17 protein-coding genes and 1 tRNA gene are annotated in these 21,149 nt (G+C 70.8%); 7 read left to right on the top strand and 11 right to left on the bottom strand.

Annotated features, from left to right (window positions below; translation table 11 throughout):
- Positions 1-14: 14 nt before the first annotated feature.
- Complete coding sequence (gene nadA, locus CA12_RS17105; protein ID WP_145361620.1) at positions 15-1,004, bottom strand: quinolinate synthase NadA; 990 nt, start codon at positions 1,002-1,004, stop codon at positions 15-17.
- Positions 1,005-1,151: 147 nt separating this feature from the next.
- Here nadA and CA12_RS17110 point away from each other — a divergent pair, with 147 nt between their 5' ends.
- Positions 1,152-2,513 carry a c-type cytochrome gene (locus CA12_RS17110; protein ID WP_145360222.1) on the top strand — a complete coding sequence of 454 codons (1,362 nt, stop codon included), beginning with the start codon at positions 1,152-1,154 and terminating at the stop codon, positions 2,511-2,513.
- Positions 2,514-2,599: 86 nt separating this feature from the next.
- Here the strand turns inward: CA12_RS17110 and glmM are convergent, their stop codons facing one another.
- Together glmM and CA12_RS17120 are read right to left on the bottom strand one after the other, a co-directional pair.
- Positions 2,600-3,967: a phosphoglucosamine mutase gene (gene glmM, locus CA12_RS17115; protein WP_145360223.1), complete on the bottom strand. Its 1,368-nt coding sequence runs from the start codon at positions 3,965-3,967 to the stop codon at positions 2,600-2,602.
- Positions 3,968-4,003: 36 nt separating this feature from the next.
- A complete protein-coding gene (locus CA12_RS17120; protein WP_145360224.1) occupies positions 4,004-4,657 on the bottom strand; it encodes a lysophospholipid acyltransferase family protein in 654 nt (217 codons plus the stop codon).
- Positions 4,658-4,872: 215 nt separating this feature from the next.
- Here CA12_RS17120 and CA12_RS17125 point away from each other — a divergent pair.
- The 3 genes from CA12_RS17125 to CA12_RS17135 all read left to right on the top strand — a co-directional run bounded on the left by CA12_RS17125 (position 4,873) and on the right by CA12_RS17135 (position 8,692).
- Positions 4,873-4,945, top strand: a tRNA-Lys gene (locus CA12_RS17125).
- Positions 4,946-5,276: 331 nt separating this feature from the next.
- Positions 5,277-7,781 carry a G8 domain-containing protein gene (locus CA12_RS17130; RefSeq protein ID WP_145360225.1) on the top strand — a complete coding sequence of 835 codons (2,505 nt, stop codon included), beginning with the start codon at positions 5,277-5,279 and terminating at the stop codon, positions 7,779-7,781.
- Positions 7,782-8,167: 386 nt separating this feature from the next.
- Entirely contained in the window at positions 8,168-8,692 is a 525-nt protein-coding gene (locus CA12_RS17135; RefSeq protein WP_145360226.1) for a hypothetical protein, read from the top strand.
- Positions 8,693-9,117: 425 nt separating this feature from the next.
- Here CA12_RS17135 and CA12_RS17140 read toward each other — a convergent pair whose 3' ends face one another.
- From CA12_RS17140 to CA12_RS17160, 5 genes are all read right to left on the bottom strand, one after another.
- Complete coding sequence (locus CA12_RS17140; RefSeq protein WP_165700825.1) at positions 9,118-10,236, bottom strand: glycosyltransferase family 9 protein; 1,119 nt, start codon at positions 10,234-10,236, stop codon at positions 9,118-9,120.
- Between the two features lie 58 nt (positions 10,237-10,294).
- On the bottom strand, positions 10,295-12,283 hold the full coding sequence (locus tag CA12_RS17145; RefSeq protein WP_145360228.1) for a DUF11 domain-containing protein: 1,989 nt from the start codon (positions 12,281-12,283) through the stop codon (positions 10,295-10,297).
- A 120-nt stretch (positions 12,284-12,403) separates the two neighbouring features.
- Positions 12,404-13,330 (bottom strand): DNA integrity scanning protein DisA nucleotide-binding domain protein, encoded by a 927-nt coding sequence (locus CA12_RS17150; protein ID WP_145360229.1) that lies wholly within the window; start codon positions 13,328-13,330, stop codon positions 12,404-12,406.
- Between the two features lie 96 nt (positions 13,331-13,426).
- Positions 13,427-14,347 carry a hypothetical protein gene (locus CA12_RS17155; RefSeq protein WP_145360230.1) on the bottom strand — a complete coding sequence of 307 codons (921 nt, stop codon included), beginning with the start codon at positions 14,345-14,347 and terminating at the stop codon, positions 13,427-13,429.
- 159 nt (positions 14,348-14,506) lie between these two features.
- On the bottom strand, positions 14,507-15,391 hold the full coding sequence (locus tag CA12_RS17160; protein ID WP_145360231.1) for an NAD(+)/NADH kinase: 885 nt from the start codon (positions 15,389-15,391) through the stop codon (positions 14,507-14,509).
- A gap of 75 nt (positions 15,392-15,466) precedes the next feature.
- Between CA12_RS17160 and CA12_RS17165 the strand changes: the two genes are divergently transcribed.
- The 3 genes from CA12_RS17165 (at position 15,467) to hemQ (ending at position 17,992) form a co-directional block, all read left to right on the top strand.
- A complete protein-coding gene (locus CA12_RS17165; protein ID WP_145360232.1) occupies positions 15,467-16,201 on the top strand; it encodes a hypothetical protein in 735 nt (244 codons plus the stop codon).
- A gap of 66 nt (positions 16,202-16,267) precedes the next feature.
- The gene (locus tag CA12_RS17170) at positions 16,268-17,107 is read left to right on the top strand and encodes a sugar phosphate isomerase/epimerase family protein (protein WP_145360233.1); all 840 of its coding nucleotides are present in this window, start codon (positions 16,268-16,270) and stop codon (positions 17,105-17,107) included.
- 72 nt (positions 17,108-17,179) lie between these two features.
- A complete protein-coding gene (hemQ, locus tag CA12_RS17175; RefSeq protein WP_207622028.1) occupies positions 17,180-17,992 on the top strand; it encodes a hydrogen peroxide-dependent heme synthase in 813 nt (270 codons plus the stop codon).
- 155 nt (positions 17,993-18,147) lie between these two features.
- Here the strand turns inward: hemQ and CA12_RS17180 are convergent, their stop codons facing one another.
- The 3 genes from CA12_RS17180 to CA12_RS17190 all read right to left on the bottom strand — a co-directional run bounded on the left by CA12_RS17180 (position 18,148) and on the right by CA12_RS17190 (position 21,126).
- Positions 18,148-19,074, bottom strand: coding sequence for a DUF1571 domain-containing protein (locus tag CA12_RS17180; RefSeq protein ID WP_165700827.1), 927 nt, complete (start codon positions 19,072-19,074; stop codon positions 18,148-18,150).
- 149 nt (positions 19,075-19,223) lie between these two features.
- On the bottom strand, positions 19,224-20,243 hold the full coding sequence (locus CA12_RS17185) for a YdjY domain-containing protein (protein ID WP_145360235.1): 1,020 nt from the start codon (positions 20,241-20,243) through the stop codon (positions 19,224-19,226).
- A gap of 40 nt (positions 20,244-20,283) precedes the next feature.
- Positions 20,284-21,126, bottom strand: coding sequence for an alpha/beta fold hydrolase (locus tag CA12_RS17190; RefSeq protein ID WP_165700828.1), 843 nt, complete (start codon positions 21,124-21,126; stop codon positions 20,284-20,286).
- Between the last annotated feature and the right edge of the window lie 23 nt (positions 21,127-21,149).

The raw sequence follows: 21,149 nt of genomic DNA on the forward strand, positions 1-21,149 counted from the left end.
GCGAACCGGGACGTTCACTGCAACAGGCTGCGGGTCAGCACTTCCTTCGCCTTGTCGAAGTAGTCCTGCCACTGGATCTCCGGCTTGCCGTCGCGGAGGCAGTCGCGGGTCTTTTGCAGCGTGTTGCGGGCCATGTGCGGGCAGCGATTGCAGGCGCAGGTCTCGCCGCTGTCGGTCATGATGCCCGGCACGGGGATGAACGTGTGCTGCGGGGCGGCCTTCTCCAGCGGGTGGATCATCGCCGCCTCGGTGGCGACGAGGAAGGTGCGCGGCTCCGCGACGCTCATCACGTATCGCTTCAGCTTCTCCGTGCCGCCGATGAAGTCGCTCTCGGCGAGGATGTTCTCCGGGCACTCGGGGTGAGCGATCACCTCGCTGCCGGGGTTGTTCTTCTTGGCCCGCCGCATATCGGTCAGGCTGAAAATCTCGTGCACCATGCACGAGCCCGGCCAGAGGATCATCTCCCGCCCCGTCACCTCGACGAGATAACGGCCCAGGTGCCGGTCTGGGACGAACAGGATCTCCTTGTCGGCCGGGACGCGCTCGATGATCTCCCGGGCGTTGCCGCTGGTGACGATCCAGTCGCACAGGCTCTTCACCGCGGCGCTGGTGTTGATGTAGGCGACAGTGACGAAGTCCCGCCCCTCAGCCCGCAACTCCTCCTGCCGGGCCTTCAGAGCCGGGTAGGTGCAGCTTTCGGCGAGCGAGCAGCCGGCGAGCAGGTCCGGCAACAGCACCCGCTTTTCCGGGTTCAGAATCTTTGCGCTCTCCGCCATGAAGTGCACCCCGCAGAACACGATCGTGCCGGTGGTCACCTTGGTGGCGTCGCGGGCCAGTTGCAGGCTGTCGCCGCAGAAGTCGGCCACGTCCTGGATCTCGCCGTCGACGTAGTAGTGGGCGAGGATCGTGGCGTCCTTCTCCTTTTTCAGACGATCGATCTCGTCCATCAGGTCCAGCGGATCTTCCTCGGTGCGTTCGTCCGCCTCGAACGACCGCGGATCCATCACGGGCAGGGGCGGCAGGAGGGTGGCGGTGGGCATCGGGACGGACCTGAAGGAAGACGCGATAAGGATGCGGCATTGTACCGGAACACAGCCGCGGGGACCGGCGGGTCTACAATCGACGGCCCCGTTCCCCCGAACGATCCTGCCGTGTTTCCGGTTCATCTCGCCCTGCTGGTTTTCGCCGCCGGCCCGGCCGACGGTGCCGCCGTCCTGCCCGAACCCGCCGGCGACCCGGTGCGGGGGTACGAAGTGCTGCGGTCCAAGCCGTTGCTCCCGCCGGACTTCGACCGCGAGACCCTGCTGCGGCTGGGCCTCACCTGGGCGCCGGAGGAGCGGGCGAAAGCGAAGGCCGCCGGCGAGGCGGAGCGGATCGCGATGGCCTTCTCCCGCTACGGCCTCGTCGCCCCCCCGCCGAACGACCCGATCGGCGGGGAGGTGCTGAACTACGTGGAGACGCCCGACGGCTGGGTGATGAACTGCTTCGCCTGTCACGGCGGGAAAGTCGCCGGGCGGACGATCCCCGGTTTGCCGAACTCCCACTACGGACTGGAAACGCTCACGGAGGAGGTCCGTACGGTCAAGCTGCTGACCGGCAAACCGCTGGGCCACCAGGATCTCGGCCAGATGAAGATTCCCGCCGGCAGCTCCCACGGGACGACGAACGCCGTGGTGTTCGGCATCGTGCTGGACGCTTTCCGCGAACCGGACATGAGCGTCAACACCGGCCGCCACCCCGGCCCGTTGCTCCATCACGACATGGACGCCCCCCCGTGGTGGCACCTCAAGAAAAAGTCCCGGCTGTATATCGACGGCTTCAGCCCGAAGAACCACCGGGTCCTGATGCAGTTCATGCTGCTTCCCTCCGCCGGCCGCGAGACCGTGCTGAGTTGGGAGGACGACTTCCGCGACGTGCTGGCCTACATCGAAAGCGTCGAGGCTCCGCCGTACCCCTACGAGATCGACGAGAAACTCGCCGCGACCGGCCGTGGGGTTTTCGAGCGAAACTGCACGGAGTGCCACGGCATGTACGCCGACGACCCGGCCGCAGAGACGTACCCGGAACTGACCGTCCCGATCGAGATCGTCGGCACCGACCGCCGCCGGCTGGACGCCCTCACCGTCCCGCACCGCCGGCACCTCGGCACCACTTGGATGAGCCGCTACGGCGAGGACCCGGTGGTGGAGGACCCCGGCGGCTACGTCGCCCCGCCGCTGGACGGCGTGTGGGCGACCGCCCCCTACTTCCACAACGGCAGCGTGCCGACGCTCGCCGGGGTGCTCTCGCCGGACGAACGCCCCACCCTCTGGCGCCGCAGCGAAGACGGCTACGACACGCAGCGGGTCGGACTGGAATACGAGGAGGTGAGCGAAGTTCCCGACCGCGACGCCCGGTTCGTCTTCGACACCCGCCGGGCCGACCTCGGCAAAACGAACGCCGGCCACCCCTTCGCCGCGGAACTGACGGCGAACGAGAAGCGGGCGCTGCTGGAGTACCTGAAGACGCTGTAGGGTCCGCTCTGCGGACTGTACTTCTCAACGGGTGGACCGTTCTCATCGAGTCACAACGCGGAGATGCACGGTCCGCAGAGCGGACCCTACGCGGCGGCCCGTTCGCAAATCGCCGTCGCCTCGGTCGCCAGAGCCTCCGACACCGCCCCCGTCGGGGCTTCCGCGATCACCCGCGCGATTGGCTCCGTGTTGCTGGCCCGAACCTGCACCCACCGGTCGGCCCAGTCCAGCCGCAGGCCGTCGCCCCACTTCGCCTCAGCGTCGGGGTAGGCCTCCGCCAGCGCGGTGCAGGCGGCGTTCACCCGGTCGGGGGAGGGCACGATGAACTTGTTCTTCACGATCGCATACCGCGGCAGCGAATCCGCCCACTGCCCGACGCTGCCGCCTCGCTTCGCCAACCCGTCGAGGACGTAGGCGATCGAGACCAGCGAGTCCCGCACCGGCCCGACGTTCGGCTCGATCACCCCGCCGTTGCCCTCGCCGCCGAGGGCCGCCCCGACGCGGTTCATCTCTCCGACGACGTTCGCCTCGCCGACCGCCGAGCGGTGGAACGCGCAGCCGTGCTTCGCGGCCACGTCTGCGTTCACCCGGCTCGTCGACCCGTTCACCACCAGCGGCCCCTTGCGGGTGTAGAGGACGTGATCGGCACAGAGGGCCAGCGTCAGTTCCTCGCCGATGTAGCGGCCGGTCTCGTCGACGATCGCCAGCCGGTCGGCGTCCGGGTCCTGGGCGAACCCGACGTCGGCCCCGGCCTCCCGCACCGCGGTGCAAAGGCCGGTGAGGTTCGCCTCGGTCGGTTCGGGGGTGTGCTCGAACAGCCCGTCGGGCGTCTCGCCGAGGACCGTCACCTCGCAGCCCAGTTCCTCCCGCAAAAAGCCCGGCGTCGCCGCGGCCCCGCTGCCGCGGTTGCAGTCCAGCACGACCTTGAACCGCTGCGCCCGGATCGCGTCCCGGTCGATCAGGTCGAGCACCCGCCGAAGGTGCGGGCCGTGCGGGTCGGCGAGGGGCTCGACGGAGCCGACGCCCTCCCACCCCGCGGCGGCGAAGTCGCCCGACTCCAGCAGCCGGACCAGCGCCTCGCCCTGCGTGAGGTTCAGCACCCCGCCGGAGGGGGAGAACGGCTTGAGCCCGTTCCATTCGAGGGGGTTGTGCGAGGCGGTGATCTGCAACCCCGCCGCCGCCCCGTGATGCTGTACGAGCACGCCGCAGGTGGGCGTCATCGCCACGCCGCCGTCCAGCACCCGGCAGCCCGCCGCCAGCAGCCCGCCGAGGACGCAGTGCCGGACCATCGGCCCGGTCGGCCGCCCGTCGCGGGTGAGCACCACGAGGCCGGGGTTCCCCTTCTCCCGCAGCGCCAGCGTGCCGACGGCTTGCCCGAAGCGAGTCAAAAAATCCGGGTCGAGCCCGTCCCCCACGACGCCGCGGAGACCGGAGACGGAAAGGATGCGGGGCACGCCGGGAGATCTCGAACGGGAGGACGGGGCCGGGGTTTAGCCCGGTTCGGCGGTCGCGTCCACGTCCGACGGTTCCTCCCCGGTCTCACGCCACCGCACCGCCGCCGCGTGGGCCGCCGCGATGCGTTCCGAGACGAGCACCACGATCTCCGCCGCCCCCCCGGCGGCGTTGAGGCGCTCCGGCGGGATCGGCGCCCCGAACACCACCCGCACCCGCCCCGGCCCCGGGATCGGCAGCTTGCGGGACCGGGGCAGACACTCGAACGCCCCGGCGATGCCCACCGGATAGACCGGCCGTCCGCTGCGCCGGGCCAGCGTGACGAACCCCGGTTTCAGCGGCCCCAGCGACCCGTCCGCGGTGCGGGTGCCCTCGGGGAACAGTCCGACGAGTTCGCCCCGTTCGATCGCGGCGAGCGCCGCCCGCATGACGGCGGTCGCCGGTGCGTCCCGGGCGATCGGCAGCGTTTTCATCGCCCGCAGATAACGGCCGAAGCCGGGCAGGCGAAACAGGCTGTCCCGGGCGAGAAACGTGATCGACCGCTCCAGCGGCAAACCGAGCACAATCGGATCGAGAAAGCTTTGGTGGTTCGCCAACAGCAGCCCCCCGCCTTCGCCACGGAGACGTTCCGTCCCCGCGGCCCGCACGCCCAGATACGGTTGGGCGGAACAGGACAGAACTGCTCGGCTCACCCCCCAGGCAAAACCCTGCGGCGGCGATCCGCCCGGCGTCTTGCGGTCCGGAGGGGGGACCGGCGGTTCGTGGGGCGAGGGACGGTTCACGCGAGCAGGATGCCACGGATCGTCGCCCGACACGAATGCGGCGAACTCCGCGAACCGGATGCGTTGCCCCCGTGTCCGAAGACGGTACACTACCCGCCCCCACCGTTCGCGGCGGGGAAAGAGTCGCCCCTGTAGCTCAATCGGTAGAGCAACTGACTCTTAATCAGTAGGTTCAAGGTTCGATTCCTTGCGGGGGCACTGCGGTGGAGGCTGGGAGCGGCCGGGGACGGTTCGTGCTGCTCCAGTCGGTCCGGCGTTCGGCGAGTTGTCCGGCCGGCTTGGTGCTGGCAGAAGATTTGCGTCGGATTCTGCGTCGCCTCTACGCAGTTCGACCGTTTCAAATCGGACGAGACCCGCGGTTCAGCTCTTCCTGTCTTCGTTGTGCTGGAACTGATAGGCGACAGGATACCCGGGCCGACAGTTTGGCGGGATTTGTTCACCCGCGGTCGCATCGGTAGGGTTGAATGGGTCTGCGGGCGGGCTCCGTTGACGGCTCGCTCGGTTTCAACCTCTCTCGCAGCGTCTCCAGATGGTCCGCCCTCTCGCCCTGCCGGCGTTCGTTTTGGTCGGTCTGCTCGGCTCGGCCGGATCCGGTGCGGCGATGGCTGCGGAGCGGGAGGCGGAACGTTCCGGGACGTGGTCCGAGCCGAAGACCTGGGGCGGCGGGGTCCTGCCCCGCGAGGGCGACGACGTGTCGATCGGCGAGGGAATCGTGGTGGCGATCGATCTGGAGCGGAGCCCCGTGCTGGGCACGCTGAAAGTGGACGGCGCCCTCGCGTTCCCGGAGGGGATGTCTGCGGAACTGCGGCTCCGCGGCAATCTGCTGCTGTACGGTCGGCTGTCGATGCGGCCGGAGTCCGCGGAGCTGCGGCACACGCTGACCTTCGTGGAGGTCGACGAAGGGGCCTTCGTCGGGGGCGGGATGAAGCCGTTGGCGAGCGACGTCGGCCTGTGGGCGAGGGGCGGCGGCGTGCTGGACGCCGTCGGCGCCGAGAAGACGCCCTGGACCCGCCTCCGCGGCGGCGCCGAGGCCGGGGCGACCCAAATTCAGGTGGAGGACGCCGCGGGGTGGCGGGTCGGCGATCGCCTCGTGCTCACGCCGACGCAGTCCCCAGCGGTCGGTAAGGAGTGCTGGACCGGCTACGACGATGTGCGTATCCAGCGGGTCGACGGCGAAACCGTCACGCTCAGCGAACCGCTGACGCACGCGCACCCGCGTGTGAACGACGAGTGGACGGCCGAAGTCCTGAACCTCACCCGCAACGTCGTGCTGCAGGGGACGGAGGCGGGCCGGGCGCACGCGTTGTTCATGACGGACGCTCCGCAGGCGATTCGCAACGTCGCCTTTCGTCACATGGGCCCGCGGACGCCGCCGGACGGCAACGGGATCACCCACAGCGTGCTCGGCCGCTACCCCGTGCACTTCCACCACTGCGGCGACAGCTCGCGGGGCTCGCTGGTGGAGAACGTCGTGGTCCATGAGTGCGGCAACCGGGCCTTCGTGCCGCACGCCAGCCACGGCGTCACGCTGCGAGGCTGCGTGAGCCACGACACTTGGGAGGACGCCTACTGGTGGGACCCGGGCGAGGGGCACGAATCCCACGACAGCCGCTGGGAGCGCTGCGTCGCCTCGTTCGTTCGGTCCGACCCGGACTTTCGCGGCTATCGCCTGACCGGCTTCAACCTGCGGCACGGCGAGCGGAACGCGATTGCGGACTGCGTCGCCGTCGGCGTCCGGGGCAACAACGACGCCAGCGGCTTCCTCTGGCCGGAGCAGTTCGGCGACGTGTGGGAGTTCACCAACTGCGTCGCCCACAACAACAAGCAGGACGGGCTGTTCGTCTGGCAGAACAACGCGGAACGGCACCGCGTCGGCCCGTTCGTCTCCTATCACAACGCCGACAACGGCTTGGAGCACGGCGCCTACAGCAACTCCTACGAGTATCGAGACGCGATCCTCTACGGGAACGGTCGGGCGGGGGTGCAGGTGCACGCCGTCTCCGGCAGCGGCAAGCAGCTCCGGTTCGAGCGCCTGCGGATCGAGGGGGCGGGCGTTACCCGCTACGGGATGGAGTTCGTGAAGCACCAACCCCCGCCGGGGCAGCCGACGTGGGTGGAGGAAGTGGCCGTCGCCGACGTGACGGACGCCGCCGTCGCCTTCACCTACGACGGTCCGGTCGAACAGGCGAAGCGGGACTGGGTCGACTTCCTGCACTGCCGGTTCGAGGGCGACGTCCCGCAGTTCCGCCTGAACGAGAACCTGCACCCGGACACGCTCATCACGGTCGAACCGGCGGACGGCCCCGCGTTCCAGCTGCACCGGCCGAACGGCGACCTCGGCGAGCCGGTCGAGCGGTGGAACGCGCGGCGCACGGCCTTACCGACGGCCGACAGGCCGTCGCCCCCCGCCGCGACGCCGGCGCCTTCGATCACGGACGCTTTTGACGAGCCGGCTGCGAACGGCTGGGGCGAGAGGTGGACGGTCGTGGAACTCGGCGGCGTGAGGCCGCGGGTCTACCGGGAAGACGGCCGGGCGCTGGTGCGATCCGCGGGGGAGGGCGGGGTCGTCCTGCTCTCGCCCACGCCGCAGGCGATCACGGACGTGGATCAGTCTGTCACCTTTCAGATCAGCATGAACGTGCCGAAGGTCGGTCTGATCGCCCGTTGGAACGGCGACGCCGACAGTTGCTGCGGCGTGCGGGTCGGAACCGGCGACACCCGGACGCTGGAAGCGTTCCGCCGCATCGCCGGGGCGACGCGGACCGTCAAACGGGCGGCCAACCCCGTCGTCGTGCAGTCCAAAACTGATTATCGCCTGCGGATGGTCGCCCGGGAGCGGGACCACGGCGTCGTCCTGCAGGCCAAGCTGTGGCCGGCGGACGAGGCGGAGCCGGCCGAATGGACGCTGGAGACCGACACGATCCACAACCGCGAGCTTCGCGGCGCCGCCGGGCAGTTCGGGGTGCTGGTCGAGCAGGGCGGCAGCTCCGGCCGCGTCGTCCGCTGCGACGACTACGTCGCCGGGGCCCCGTGAGCGGCTCCTGGCCTCAACCGCAACGACCGCCGCGTCAGGCAGCGTGACGGAACGGCAGGAGGATCGGCTCCGCGTCGCTCGAGCGGGTGCCGGTCGGGCGGATCAGCCCGTTCTTCTCTGTCCATGGGGACCGGAAGCGGGACGCCGAAGTTGCGTTCCCCGTCGAGACGGACGCGTTCCGGAGCGGGCGCCGGAGTTCGCGCCGGCGCGGAAGCGGCGGGCCGACGGGCGGGAGCCCGACACGGCGCCGTCGCCACCGGCGGTCCCCGGTCGGCGGATGCTGCTGCTCGCCCGTGGCGGGTTCGAATCACCTGGGCGAGGGTTCCGCGGCGGCCGATCGTCGACCGCCGCGTTCCCGCCACTAGCCTCCCGATTGCATTTGAGTGATGATTGTCGACCCGGCCCGCACCCCCAGCCCCCGCAACGCCCCCGGTCCTCGCAACGCCCCGGACAGCCCCGGGCTGTGGTACGGCTTTATCAGCGATCACCCCGACGCCAAGCCGTGGTGCCTGGCGCTATTCGATTTCAATCCGGACGGATGCCTGGTCGACAGCATGGGGGAGCAGTTGGAGGAGGCCTGTTCGTACCGCCCCGTGGTTCGCTGGCACGGCCCGCACCCGGTCCCCCCGTTCGACGGGATGGGCGGCGAGACGATCCGCGTAAAAATCGCCGTGGCGGTGGACATGAACGGCGAGTGGTCCGCCCACGGGGGAACGCGACTGCTGAACGGGGCCGCCGCGGCGATCGCGGCCACCGAGGTCGGCGGCCCGTCCACCGTCTGCTTCGTTGAGGCGGACGCGCCGCTCCCGACCGCCCCGGCGGGCGTGGTGGGCGCGGTTACCGCCGCGGGCAACTCCGGGGGCAACTCCGCACACGGCGCACTGACCTACACTCTCCCCAGCCCCAGGTGAGGAAACGCCGTCGATCGCTCCCGCGAGCGGCGGGGGCGACGGGCGCTGCGGCGCCGATCCGGGTCGACCTGGGCCTACTCATCGAGAGGCCGGGCGACGCCGGGTCGGTGGCCGAAGCGCCATCTCCCGCGATCCCGCCAGAGCGCTGCCGACAGCGGAACCAGTCAGTCCAGGAGGCCGTCCCGGATGGGCTGGTTCTGAACCCAGAGAAACGACTCGACGGAGGCGCCGGCGACAGGCAGACCGAGAATGCACGCGAGAGAGGCGCCCCGGAACGTGCTGCGGCCTTCATCCACTTCGCAGCAGAACGCGGACACCAAAGCGGCCGGAGCGCCGGTGCCCAGCAGGGGCGTGACCCAAGGAGGCTCGAGTCAGAACCCGTCATCGCCGTACCCGCTCAGCCGGAGGACGAACCAGTCGCCCGTTCAGGCGGCGTGGCGGAACGGCAGGAGGATCGGCTCCGCGTCGCTCGAGCGGGAGCCGGTCGGGCGGATCAGGCCGTTCTTTCGCAGGCAGCGGACCGTCGCCTCCCACACCGCGGCGACCTGCACGTCTTCCAGGCAGGCGCACTTGTCGGCGCCGGCATAGGGGCACTGCTTCTTGTAGCTGCCGGCGCAGGCGACGCTGGTTTGCAGCACTTCGTGCCGCGGTCCCGGCGGGCCGCTGCGGACCGGGTCGGTGCAGGTGAAGATGCCCACCACCGGCGTGCCGACCGCGGCCGCCAGGTGCATCGGGCCGGTGTCGTTCGAGACCGCCAGATCGCAGCCGGCCAGTACGGCGGCGAGTTGCCGCAACGTCGTACCGCCGGCGAGGTTGATCGCTCCGCAGCCGGGGGCGAGCCGCAGGAGCGTCCGCATCACCTCGCCGCAGAGTTCGATCTCGTCCGGCGCTCCCACGACCACCGGCACCGCGCCGGTCTTGCGAAACGCCGTCACGGCCAGCCGGGCGAACTTCTCCGGCGGCCAGCGCTTCGTGACCCACTTGGCGCCGGGCACGAGAGCCATCTTCAAACGGTCCGCCGGCAGCACGCTGGCGGCGAAGGCGGCGTCCGAGCGGGAGACCGCGATGGGGGTGGCGCGATCCTGTTCGCCCAGCCCCAACTCCTCCGCCACCCGCCAGTAGCGGGCGTGGGCGGGCATGTTCCGGCCGCTGTCCGGAATCGTGCGGTGCACCGCCAGCGAAGCCCCCTCCCGGGCGGTTTCCAGCCCGATCCGTACCGGCGCCCCGGTCGCCGCGGTCATCAGACCGGTCCGGGCCAGCCCTTGCAGATCGAAGACGAGGTCGAAGCGGGCGGCCCGCAGTTCGCCCAGCAGACGCCGCCAGGCCCGCCAGCCGCCGCGACGCTCGAAGCGGATCACTCGATCCACCAGCGGGTGCGGGTGGACCAGGTCCGACAGCCCGGAGGCGATGACCCAGGTGATTTCTGCCCGCGGAAAGCGACGGCGGAGCACGCGCAGCAGGGGCATCGCCTGCACGACGTCCCCCAGCGCGCTGGGTTTGATTACGCAGACCCGCGCGGCGGCGACGCGGGCGAGACGGGACACGGTCGGACTCGGGGCAGGGGGCGCGGGGGGCGAAGCGGGGTCGGTCATTCGGCGACGGTCACTCGGCGTCGGCGTACACGCGAACCGGCTCGGAGCGTCGGGCGGGTTCCGGCAGGTGGTCGGCGTTGACGATCAGTTCGATCGCCCCCTCGCCCGCCGCGGCGCCCTCGACCAGCACCTCGGCGGTGACGGTCGCTCCGGGAGCCAGCGGTTCGGTCGGCGTCAGGCGGATGCCGTGATCGGTGGCCTCGGCCTCCAAACCCTGCCCATCGTACAGGAGGGCCCGCATCGAGGCAGGCAGGTTCATGTCGGCGAACAGCCCGCTGGCGGCGTCGGTGCCGGTGTTTTTGAGGGTGACCAGCACGGCGACCCGCTCCCCGATCGCCAGCGGCCCGTTCAGGCCTTCAATTCGCGGGGCTACGGCGGTGTAACCGCGAACTTCCGTCGCCGCGACCAGCTCCGCCTCGGTGCGGCCGCCGGTCTGCAGGGAGACGACGCTGTCCAACTGCCCCGCGGCCTCCGCCTCCAAGGTCACGCCCAGCGTGGTGGAGCGACCGGGCGGCAGCGCCGGCACGTCCCAGGAGACGGTGCGGGCGGCGGCGTCAAACCGGCCGCCGGCGGTCGCGGAGGCGAACTTCAGTCCGCTCGGAACCGTTTCGACCACCTGCACGGGGGGAGCCGGGGCCTGCGAAACGTTCGTCACGACGTTCTTGTACTCCCCGGTCCGGCCGAGGAACCGGGTGCGGGGGCCGCTGCGGGTGAGCGTCAGCTGACGGCGGTCGACCTGCACCGCCGCGACGGTCGACGCGGGGGCGGCGCCGGCGCCGGTCAGTTCGCACTGAAAATCGACCGGGCCGGGGGCGTCCGCGGCGACGGTCAGGGAGACCTCCCGCGTCTGCCCGGCCTTGAGCAGGCCGACGTCGTAGACCAGATCGCGTTCCCCGCTGACGTGGGTGACGCCCGCGGGCAGCACGGTCCGCACGGCGGCGGCGGGGGCGTCGGCGGTGCCGACGTTCGACACCGTGATCCGCAGATCGAACGGCCGCCCGGCCCGCACCGGGCCGGCGGGGCCGGCGGAGAGCGCCAGCCGCGGGGCCAGCACGGCTGTGCGGGCGGCGGCGGTCAGATCGCAACGCACCGCCGTCACGCTGCCGACCGTGCCGGCGACGTTGGGAACGACCTTCACGTTCAGCGCCCGCTCGCCGCCGGGCGGCAGATCGCCCAGCGTCCAGCGGAGCGTCTGACCGAGCAGGTCCGCCTGCGGGTCGGTGCCCTCCAGCGTGACGCCGGCGGGGACGGGCTCCTCCACGGAGACCGCCCGGGCCACGGCGTCGCCGACGTTCTTGACGACGATCGTGTAGACGAACGACTCGCCCGGCTTGGCCTCCGGCGGGGCCTCTTTCTGCACGCGCAACTGCACCGCCGCGTCGGCGGGTCGGCGATCGTCGAACTCCAGCAGGTTCGACTGCGACTGGCTCGAACGGGGAACCGGCGAGGGCGTCGCGGCGGCCGGTTCGGATTCGGCGGGGAACGCGTCGGCCGGCGGGGGCGAGGCCGGCGCGGCGGCCGGCGGGTCCGCCCAAGAATCGAAATCGAAGTCGACCGCCGCCGGGGCGGGGCGGGGATCGCGGGCCGGTTCGGCGGCGGGGGGCTCCGGCGTCACCTCAATGCGACGGGCGGGCGTCGCGGCGGCGGGCGCCGCCGGTTCGCCCCGCAGCGGGGCGCCGCCGACGGCCGCGGGCGGGTTGGCCCACAACTCGTTGCCGAAGGCCGCATCGGCCGCGGTTGGGGGGGCGGGAGGTTGAGCGGGGGGCGGGGAGGCCGGGGCGTCCTCGAACCAACCGGGATCGAGGGTCGCGGCCTCCGGGCTGCCGCCGAGGTCCTCGCCGAAATCGTCCGTGCCGTCCGCGAACGGGTCCGCGGCCGGTTGCAGGACGGCGGCGGCCGCGAGGGAGCCTTCGACCGCGGCGTTCGCCTGGAACAGGGCGAACGCCCCGCCCACCAGCGCCGTGGTCATGCCGCCCGCTTTGAGAAGTGCCGCGCCCATGTCGTCGTGCCTGCCGGCCGGACCGAGGAAAAATGCTCCGCGCCCGCAATAGCATCACCGCGGCGAACAGGGGAACCCGGCTTTCGGCGGCGGGTTTCCGGCGGCGGGTCGGGCCGGCGGCTAATCCGAGGGCGGCTCGGTGTGCAGTTCGCTCCACCGCAGGCCGCGTTCCACGGGTTCGATCCGCAGCACGACCCGGCCGTTCTGGAACACGCGGACCGTGCCGGTCGATTCGCTGACGGCGACGAGGATCGCGTCCGTCACCTTGGACATCGCCGCCGCCGCCCAGTGCCGGGCGCCGAGGCCCTTGGAGAGCGTCAGCCCCTCCGCGGGGGCGTTGAGGTTCCGGCCGGCCCCGTGCATCAGGCCGTCACTGCCGACCACGAAGGCCCCGTCCATCTGGGCGATCTCCTTGATCGACTCCTGCACGCGGGGGTTGCGGATCAGGCGGTCCTTCCGCGAATAGCCGCGGAACGGGTCGTGGACCTGCTCGTGGCTCAGTGCCATGACCCGCTCATGATCGCCGACGGCGAACAGGGCGCCCACCTTCTTCCCCTCGCGGCCCTCGTGGCCGATCTCCACGGCCAGGTCGACGACCTGCCGCAGCGTTTCCAGCGGGACCTGCGTATCCAGCCGCCGCAGGTCGCGGGAGGTGAGCCGGGAGAGGTGATCGGCCAGGCTGACCACCGACAGCGAATCGACGCCGTGCTTTTCGAACAGCGAATACAGGCAGACGACGGTGTCCCCGCTGGCGAGGAGGTCGTCGGCGATCGCTTCCAGCAGCGCCTGGGAAAGCTGCGTCTGCCGGGTCTGCGGCTCGTGCTGGAGGGCCACCACCGGCAACTCTACGGCCCGGGCGGCGTTCTGCACCACGGGGCGATCCGAGGCGACGATCAGCCGGGTCCGCTTGAGCAGGTCGGTCCACGCCGCAAAGTCCGGCGGCACGTCCAGCAGCGCCAGCACGGGAGCCCCGCCGGCGTCCAACGCCGCCCGCTTCGCCGCCGTCAACAGGCTCAGATCGCGGTCCTGCGAGGAGACGGGGGGCATCGAGCGGGGGGACGGGCGTCGCGGCGGGCGGAGCCCCAGTCTACGGTCCGCTCCGCCCGCTGCAAGCGGCGTGCCGACGGAGCGTTTCGCCCACGATTATCGGATTTCAGCGGTATCGGACGAGGCCGTCTTCGCGGGGACGAGCGTCTCCGTCGGGCCGCTTTCGATCAGCTTCTGATAGTGGAGGCTCTTCAATTTCAGCAGGCTGCCCGGCCCGCGGAAGCCGACGATCTCCGCGTCCACCTCGGCCCGCAGCGTCAGGATTCGCCCGGTCTCGATGTCGAACTCCAGCAGGCCGGCGGGGCACTTCATCGCCAGTTGTTCCTCGAAGGACGGCTCCGTCGGGGGGGGCAGCGGGGTGATCTTCACCACGATCGTGGCGACGCCGTTCTCGACTTTGGTCAGCGTGGAGCGACGCCGCAGGGTCCAGGGCTTGGCGAGTTTGCCCTCCTGCACGCGCACTTTCAGCGTCTGCACCCAGGACTGGCCCACCGCGACCCGCTCTTCCGGCAGGCGGGGGAATAGGTCTTTGTAGACGTCGGCCGCCTCCTCCGGGGCGAGATTCTCCATGCCCGGCAGCAGGCTGACGGCATGCGTTACCTGACCCAGGTCGGAAACGGTCAACTCGCCCAGCGGGGCTTTGGCGACCGCATCAACCTGCTCGTAGCCCCCCACGACCGGCTCGTCCTTCTCGCTGTCGTAGGAGGTGGGCGGCTGGGCGTCGAACTGGGCGGAGAGCTTCACTTTTTCGCTGTGCACCCGCAGCACGCCCGCGGTTCCCTCGGCGGCGTCGGCGGGCAGGGGCAGCACGTCCATCCGCTGAACGGTCTTGCCGGCATTTTGAACGAGCTGCGGGGCGCCCTGCGAGACGCTGTCGATGGTGACGGTCGTCACGATCTCGTGCCGCAGACTCGTTTCCGGCTCAAACTTGTAGCGGAGCAGGTACTCCGGCCCGGCGGCGCCGGCCGGGTCCGCGAGCGGGGCGAGGGAAAGGGCGGCGAGCAGCAGCGGGGTCACGGCGGGAAGCTCCGGGCGCGAGGGAATGCGTGCCGCGGGGCGTAGCAGTTCCTGAAATGAGGGGGAAGGCGAAGGCGACAGAGCGAAGGCGGCAGGCGCCGCCCGACGACCCGGCGCCGCCCGGTCTGCCGCCTTCAACCTGCCCGCTTCAACCGATTTCTACCGCCGATAACGCGGTTGGCCGCCCCAGCCGAGCTTGTTGTGCAGGGCGGCGTAGAAGTTCGCGCCGGGCAGTTTGACCAGCGGGCAGGCGACCTCCGCGGCGGACAGCTCCAGCACGTCGCCGCAGGACATGGGCAACCGGGTGCGGCCGTCCACGGTGGCGGTCGCCCCGTCGCAGTCGTTCTCCAAGGCGAGGGTGTAGACGGCGTCCGCCACGTCCACCAGCGGGCGCACCGTGAGGGTGTGCGGGCAGATGGGGGTGACCACGAAGGCCCGCAGGTCCTGCCGCAGAATCGGGCCGCCGGCCGACAGGTTATGGGCCGTGCTGCCGACAGGGGTGCTGACGATCAGCCCGTCGCCGTTGTAGGTAGTGACGGGCACCCCGCCAATCTCCAGCCGCACCTCGATCATGTGCAGCGTGCGGCTGCTGACGGCCAGCTCGTTCAGGCCGAGGAACCCCTCCTCCCCGCCGGCTCCGGTTTCGTCGCGGACATATTCGCCGTTGCGGCGGAGCCGCACGCGGAACATCAGGTGCTCGCGGATCTCGTAGGCCCGGTGCGCCAGTTCGTCGAACCGCTCGAAGAACTCCTGCGGCGACAGATCGGCGAGGAACCCCAGCCGGCCGAGGTTCACCCCGAGCAACGGCACCTGCCCCGTTCCGAACATGTGCGAGGCCCGCAGCATCGCCCCGTCCCCGCCCAGCACCACGGCGAGTTCCGTGCCCTCCGGGGCGGCGGGGAGATCCTCGTCGAGGGCGGCGGCGAGCAGTTCGACGTCCGTGCGGCCTTCCAGAAACGTCCGCACCTCCCGCCACGCGGTCTGGACGCGGTCGCTGCCGTCGCGGGCCAGAACGACCAGCCGGAGAGGGTCGGCGTGGGGCACGGGCCGGGGGCGAAGGACGGGGGGGACGACGGAAACGGCCGCGGATTGTGGACCGCGGGGGGCGAGCCCTCAACAATGCTTCGTCGAAAAGGCCATGTCGCCACCCCCCGTCGGACAGTCGTTCTGAATTTTCTCGCCCACGCCCTGCCCCTGCTCGGGGAGGGGGATACTCTCCAGCCGTTGCGGGTCGTCGGGGCGGGCGCCCCGGACCTGCTCAGCGTCGCCGATCGCAAGGTGCGGTTGCGGGAACGCCTGCTGCTCCCCGGCGACGACCCCCGCCTGAGCGCCTTCTGCGAGGGCGTCCGCCGCCATCTGCACGACGACGGCTGGTTCCACGCCACGCGGGGCTTTGCGGAAGTGACCGCTCACTTGGGCGTGACGCTGCGGGAGACGTTCGGCCCAGGCGACGGCTTCCGCAGCGGGTTCCTCGGCCACATCGGCACGGAGATGCTGCTGGACGACGTACTCCGAGAACGAGTCCCGGGCTGCCTGTCCCGATACTACGAGGCGGTGAACGCCGTCGATCCGGAGGAGGTGGAGGCCTTCGTTAATCGCCTGCATCCGCAGGGGACGGATCGGCTGGCGAAGCTCGTCCGCGGGTTCCGCGACAGCCGGTTCCTTGAGGATTACGCCGACCCGGCCCGGCTGCTGTTCCGCATGAATCAGGTCTGCAAACGGGTCGGCCTGACCCCGCTGCCGGAGGCCGCGACGGCCGTGCTGGCGGAGGCCCGCACCCTGGTCGACCGCCGGCGGTTCGATCTGCTCCCCCCGGACCGTTACGCTTGGCCGCCAGAGACGTTCGGTCGCTGACGCAGTCGTGAGACGATTGTCGGTAACGAACGCCCGCCCGCCGCTCCCCGTCGCTCGCACTTCCTGATGAAATACGGCCTGAACCTGCTCCTCTGGACGCCGGAGGTGACCGCCGACCACGCCCCGCTGCTGGCGGACATCAAACGGTGGGGCTACGACGGTGCCGAACTGCCGATGTTCTCCGGTGACGAGGCGGCCGGGAAGGCCCTCGGCAAGCTGTGCGACGACGCGGGCCTCGCCCGGACCGCGGTGACAGTCTGCACGCCGGAGAACAACCCGATTTCGCCGGACGCGACCGTCCGGGCCGCGGCGACGGACCACCTGAAAAAGATCCTCGACTGCTGCGCCGCTGCCGGGGCGGAGACGCTGTGCGGTCCGGTCCACTCGGCCCTCGGCCAGTTCAGCGAGGCGTCGCGGACGGAGGAGGAGTGGAAGCGGGCGGTCGACGTGCTGTCCGTCGTCGCGGATCACGCCGAGGACGTCGGCGTCACCATCGCCGTCGAAGCGATCAACCGGTTCGAGTGTTACTTCGTCAACTCGCAGCAGGAGGTCGCCGACTTCGCCGCCGCGATCGACAAGCCGGCCCTCGGCTGCATGTACGACACCTTCCACGCGAACATCGAGGAGAAGGACCCCGCCGCGGCCCTGCGGCACGCCGCCAGCCAACTGCGACACGTCCATATCTCCGAGAACGACCGCAGCACCCCGGGCGAGGGGCAAATCCGTTGGGAGGAGACGTTCGCCGGGCTCAAGGAGATCGGCTACGACGGCTGGCTGGTCATCGAGGCCTTCGGCCTGGCGTTACCGCAGTTGGCGGCCGCCACCCGCATCTGGCGGCGGATGTTCCCGTCGGAGGAGCACCTGGCCGTCAACGGCCTCGCCTTCATGAAGAAGCATTCTTCCTAATAATTCGCCGTACGTTTGCCTCCCGGACGCTTCACGCGTCCGGGAGGCTCCTGATCATCAAAAAAAGCGCCCATGTCCGGCCGTCCCCCCGCCCGTGAACTGCCCCCGCCGACGATCCGCACCAAGGACGGCTGGCACTGCCTGCACGCCTACTTTCAGGTGCAACCCGGTCGGCACGAGATCGACCGCGATCGTCTGCTCGCCGCGCTGAACCCGGAGGCGGAGCACGCCCCCCAGCGGCTGCAAACCTACGCCGTCACCGGCCATCGGGCGGATCTGGGCGTGATGACGATGGACCCGGACCCGCTGCGGCTGGACGCCGTATTGCAGGAGGTCCGGGCCGCCGCCGGTCAGGCTCTGCGGCCAAGTTATTCGTTCGTCTCGATCAGCGAGGTCAGCGAATACGTGCCCAGTGTGGAGCAGTTCGCCGAGCGGCTGAAGCGCGAGGGCATGGGCGAGGACAGCCCCGGCTACGCCGCCCGCGTCGCCGGGTACGAAAAGCGTCTACCGGCGATGAACGTGCAGCGGCTCACGCCGGAGTTCCCGGAGATGCCGGTGCACTGCTTCTACCCGATGAACAAGATTCGCGACCCGCACGCCAACTGGTACACGCTGCCGTTCTCGCGCCGCAGCGAACTGATGGCGGAGCACGCAACCAGCGGCATCAAGTTCGCCGGCCGGGTTTCTCAGCTCATCACCGCCAGCACCGGCTTCGACGACTGGGAGTGGGGCGTGACGCTGTGGGCCCGCTCGCCGGAGGACGTCAAGGAGATCGTCTACACGATGCGATTCGACGCCGCGAGCGCCAACTACGCTGAGTTCGGCCCGTTCTACGTCGGCTACGTCCTGCCGGCCGAGGAGTGCCTGAAGCACGTGCGGCTGTGACTGATCTCTTTACCGACTGTGCTGACAGCATCTCGTACTAACCCGAAGCGTCAGCGAGGGCGTCGGCCGCAAGCCGGCGTGCTGCGCCCGCCGGGCCCTCGCTGACGCTTCGGGTTGGTGTGTCTGTTCAATTCCAGCCCGAGGCGAAACCCCGACTACTTGATTTGAAAGCCGGTCAGCTCGGCGAGGTCGTCCAGCGGGGCGGCGTCGCCGAAGCGGTTGAAGTCGACGTTGGTGTAGACGTACCGGCCGGTCAGCGTGCGTTCGTCCAGTTGGTCGAGGGGCACGTCGGCGGCGGGCCAACCGTAGGTCTCCAGCCGGACGGGCAGGTTCCACTCCCGATCGATCAGAACGACGGAGCGGCGAAACTCGCCGCCGGACTCCGGCGAGGCGTATTCCAGTTCGTTCCGCCAGGCGGGACGACCGTCGTGCTCGTCGCCGTCGCTCAGGGTGCAGGTGACGTCGCGGCCGGCGGCGATCTCCTTGAGGCGATAGCGCAGCAGCGTGGCGGCGAGTTCGCCCATCCCCAGCTTCGACACCGGGTGCCGGGCCTCCCGCATGGCCAGCGAGCCCTCCGGGTCGAGTCGCAGCGTGCCCGTCAGCCGGCCTTTCCAGCCGCCCGGGTTCACCAGCATCTCGCCGTCGTTGCGGCCGGCCTCGTACAGCAGCGTGCGGCCCCGCTGGCCGGCGACCCAGGCGAGATGCACGCCGAAAGGCTCGTGCCGCAGGGTCATGTCCATCGCCTGCCCTTCCAGCAGTACGCCGTCGACGACTTCGCGCTTCTCGAAGGTGGCGGCGTAGGCGGGCACCGCGTCCAGCCGTTCCAACCCGTCCCGCAGCAGTTCAATGCTGCGGAGCAGCGCCCGCATCGAGGGGTCGCTGTTGCCGGTGAACAGCCGCGGGTTGGCGTCGACCGAGGCGACCCGCAGCAGTTCCGCGGTGGTCTCCGGCGCCGCGGCGGTCGCCGGAGCCGACGGTCCGTTATTCGGGGCCGCGGGCGCCTCCGGCAGGGCGCCGTCGACGAACATCCAGGCCCCACAGATCAGCAGGGAGGAACCGAGCACGGGCAGGGGGCGAAGCATCGACGGCTCGGACAGGGGCGCGGGCGAGCGGGCCGCGACCGGACGACGCAGACCGTCGGACAGCATCGACGCAGCCGGCACCGCGGTCCACAACGGACGGCCCGCGCCGTTTCACCCTGAATATCCTTCGGACCGGAGAAGCCGGACAATCAGTCCTCAGCCGCCGGGTCGCCCCCCGGGACGGGGGCGTCCGACGCCGCGGCGGCGTCCGGAGACGCGGCGGGCGTCCCCGCGGCACCGAGTGCGGACTGCCGCTCGAAAGTGATCAGCACCGGAGTGCCGATCGGCGGGATGCGTTCGGTCGCGGCTTCGTACAGCACGTTCTCGCCCTCGGCGCTGCTGCGTTCGGCGATGTCGATCGTGGCCGCGGGGAAGTTCGCCACGCAGACCACCTCGCCGCCCTCCGCGGCGTAGGTGCGGACCGTCTCGGTCACTTCGCCCTCGGCGTTGTAGGCGACCGGCTTGTCGTACAGGAAGCTGCCGGCAAATACGAAGTCCGCCGTCAGCGGGCGGGGCTGGCTCTCCTCGTAGAAGGAGCGGATGTGCTCCTGGTACACGCCGTCCTTCGAGAGGGCGAGGGCCCGGTCGCGTTCCTCCTCGCTCATCCGGCCGTACCACAGCAGGTCGGTGTTCGGGGCGTCGTAGCGGAGTTCGAGGTCCTCCGGTAGCGACATCCCCGCCGGCAGGGCGGCGAGATCACGTTCGTACCACTTGTCCGTGCTCGTCCGCACCCAGTCCCGGGCGGCGGCCTGGCGGGCCACGCCCTTCTCGTCGGTCCAATGCAGGGTGAGGGCCAGCTTCGCCCCTTTGGGAGGGGCGAAGTGCGGATCGAACGTCACCGGCTCGCCCGGCTGCAGGCCCGCCGCCACCAGCGCAGCGTGCAGCGTGCGGGCGTCGCCCTCGTACTTGAGGATCGACTCGTGCTCCTTGGTTTGCGGCAGGCAGACGAGCATTTCCAGCGGCCCGTTCCGCAGACAGATCTCCGCCTTCACCACGGCCCGCTTCCGCGCTTTGTCCAGCAGCACCGTGCCGGCCTCGTTCAGCGGGACCGTGCCCTTCAGCAACTCCGCGGCGGAGGGAACCGACGCCGGGGCCGGCGGGGGCGGAATCGTCGGTTCCGCGGCGGGAGCCGACTGGGCGAGCAGGGCGGCGAGCAGCAGCGTGGGCATCAGGTTTCCCGGGCGATTCAGACGTGGGGCGACCCGCAGTCTACCCGATCGCCCGCGGGGAGAGTCGCTCCAACCAGGCGGTCGCCTCGTCGAAGATCGCCGCCCGGTCCGGCTCGAACTCCAGCGTGTGCCGGGCCGCGGGGTAGGTGCGGACCGTCGCGTCCGGCGACCCGCAGCGCCCCAGCAGGCGGCGGGTGGCGGGGTTGTCCACGATCTCGTCCTGCCCGGCGAGCAGGGTGAGAACCGGCACGGACAGGCGTTCGATCGCCGCGTCCGCCCGGAGATCCAGCTCGAGGGAGGCCGTCGTGAATCGCAGGGTGACGGCGTCCAGCGCCAGCGGGTCGCGCTCGATAAACCGCACGAAGGCCTCGTCGCGGGTGAACAGCCGCGGGTCCTCCAACGGAATGCGCACCGGCGTCCGTCCGCGGCCGAGCGCCGCCGCCGCCCGTGCTAGGTGCCCCCGCAGGGCTCCCACCCGCACCTGCGCCCGCAGACCGGGCGCGAGGAGCATCAGGGCGTCGCAGCGTCCCGGCTCCGCCGCGAGCGTCGCCGCGACTTTGCCGCCCCAACTGATCCCGCACAGGACGGTGGGCGTGCGGGGGTCGGTCCGACGGGCCGCGTGGAGTACGTGCCGCATGTCCGCCAGCAGGCGGTCCGGGTGCCGCACGTCGCCCCGCGGTCCGCCGTTCGCCCCGCTACCGCGACGGTCCGCGAACCAGACGCGCCAGCCTGCTTCCGCCCACCGCCGGCAACTCCAGCCGTACCAGCCCGAATGGCTGCGGACGCCGGGGCAGAGCACGATCGCCCCGCGGGTCGGCCCGGGCGGGTCGTACCGGCGGCAGAACAGCGGGACGCCGTCCGAAGTCTGGAGGCGCAGTGCCACGGCGTCGGCCAGCGCCGTGCGAG

Source organism: Alienimonas californiensis (assembly GCF_007743815.1).
Classification (GTDB): Bacteria; Planctomycetota; Planctomycetia; order Planctomycetales; family Planctomycetaceae; genus Alienimonas; species Alienimonas californiensis.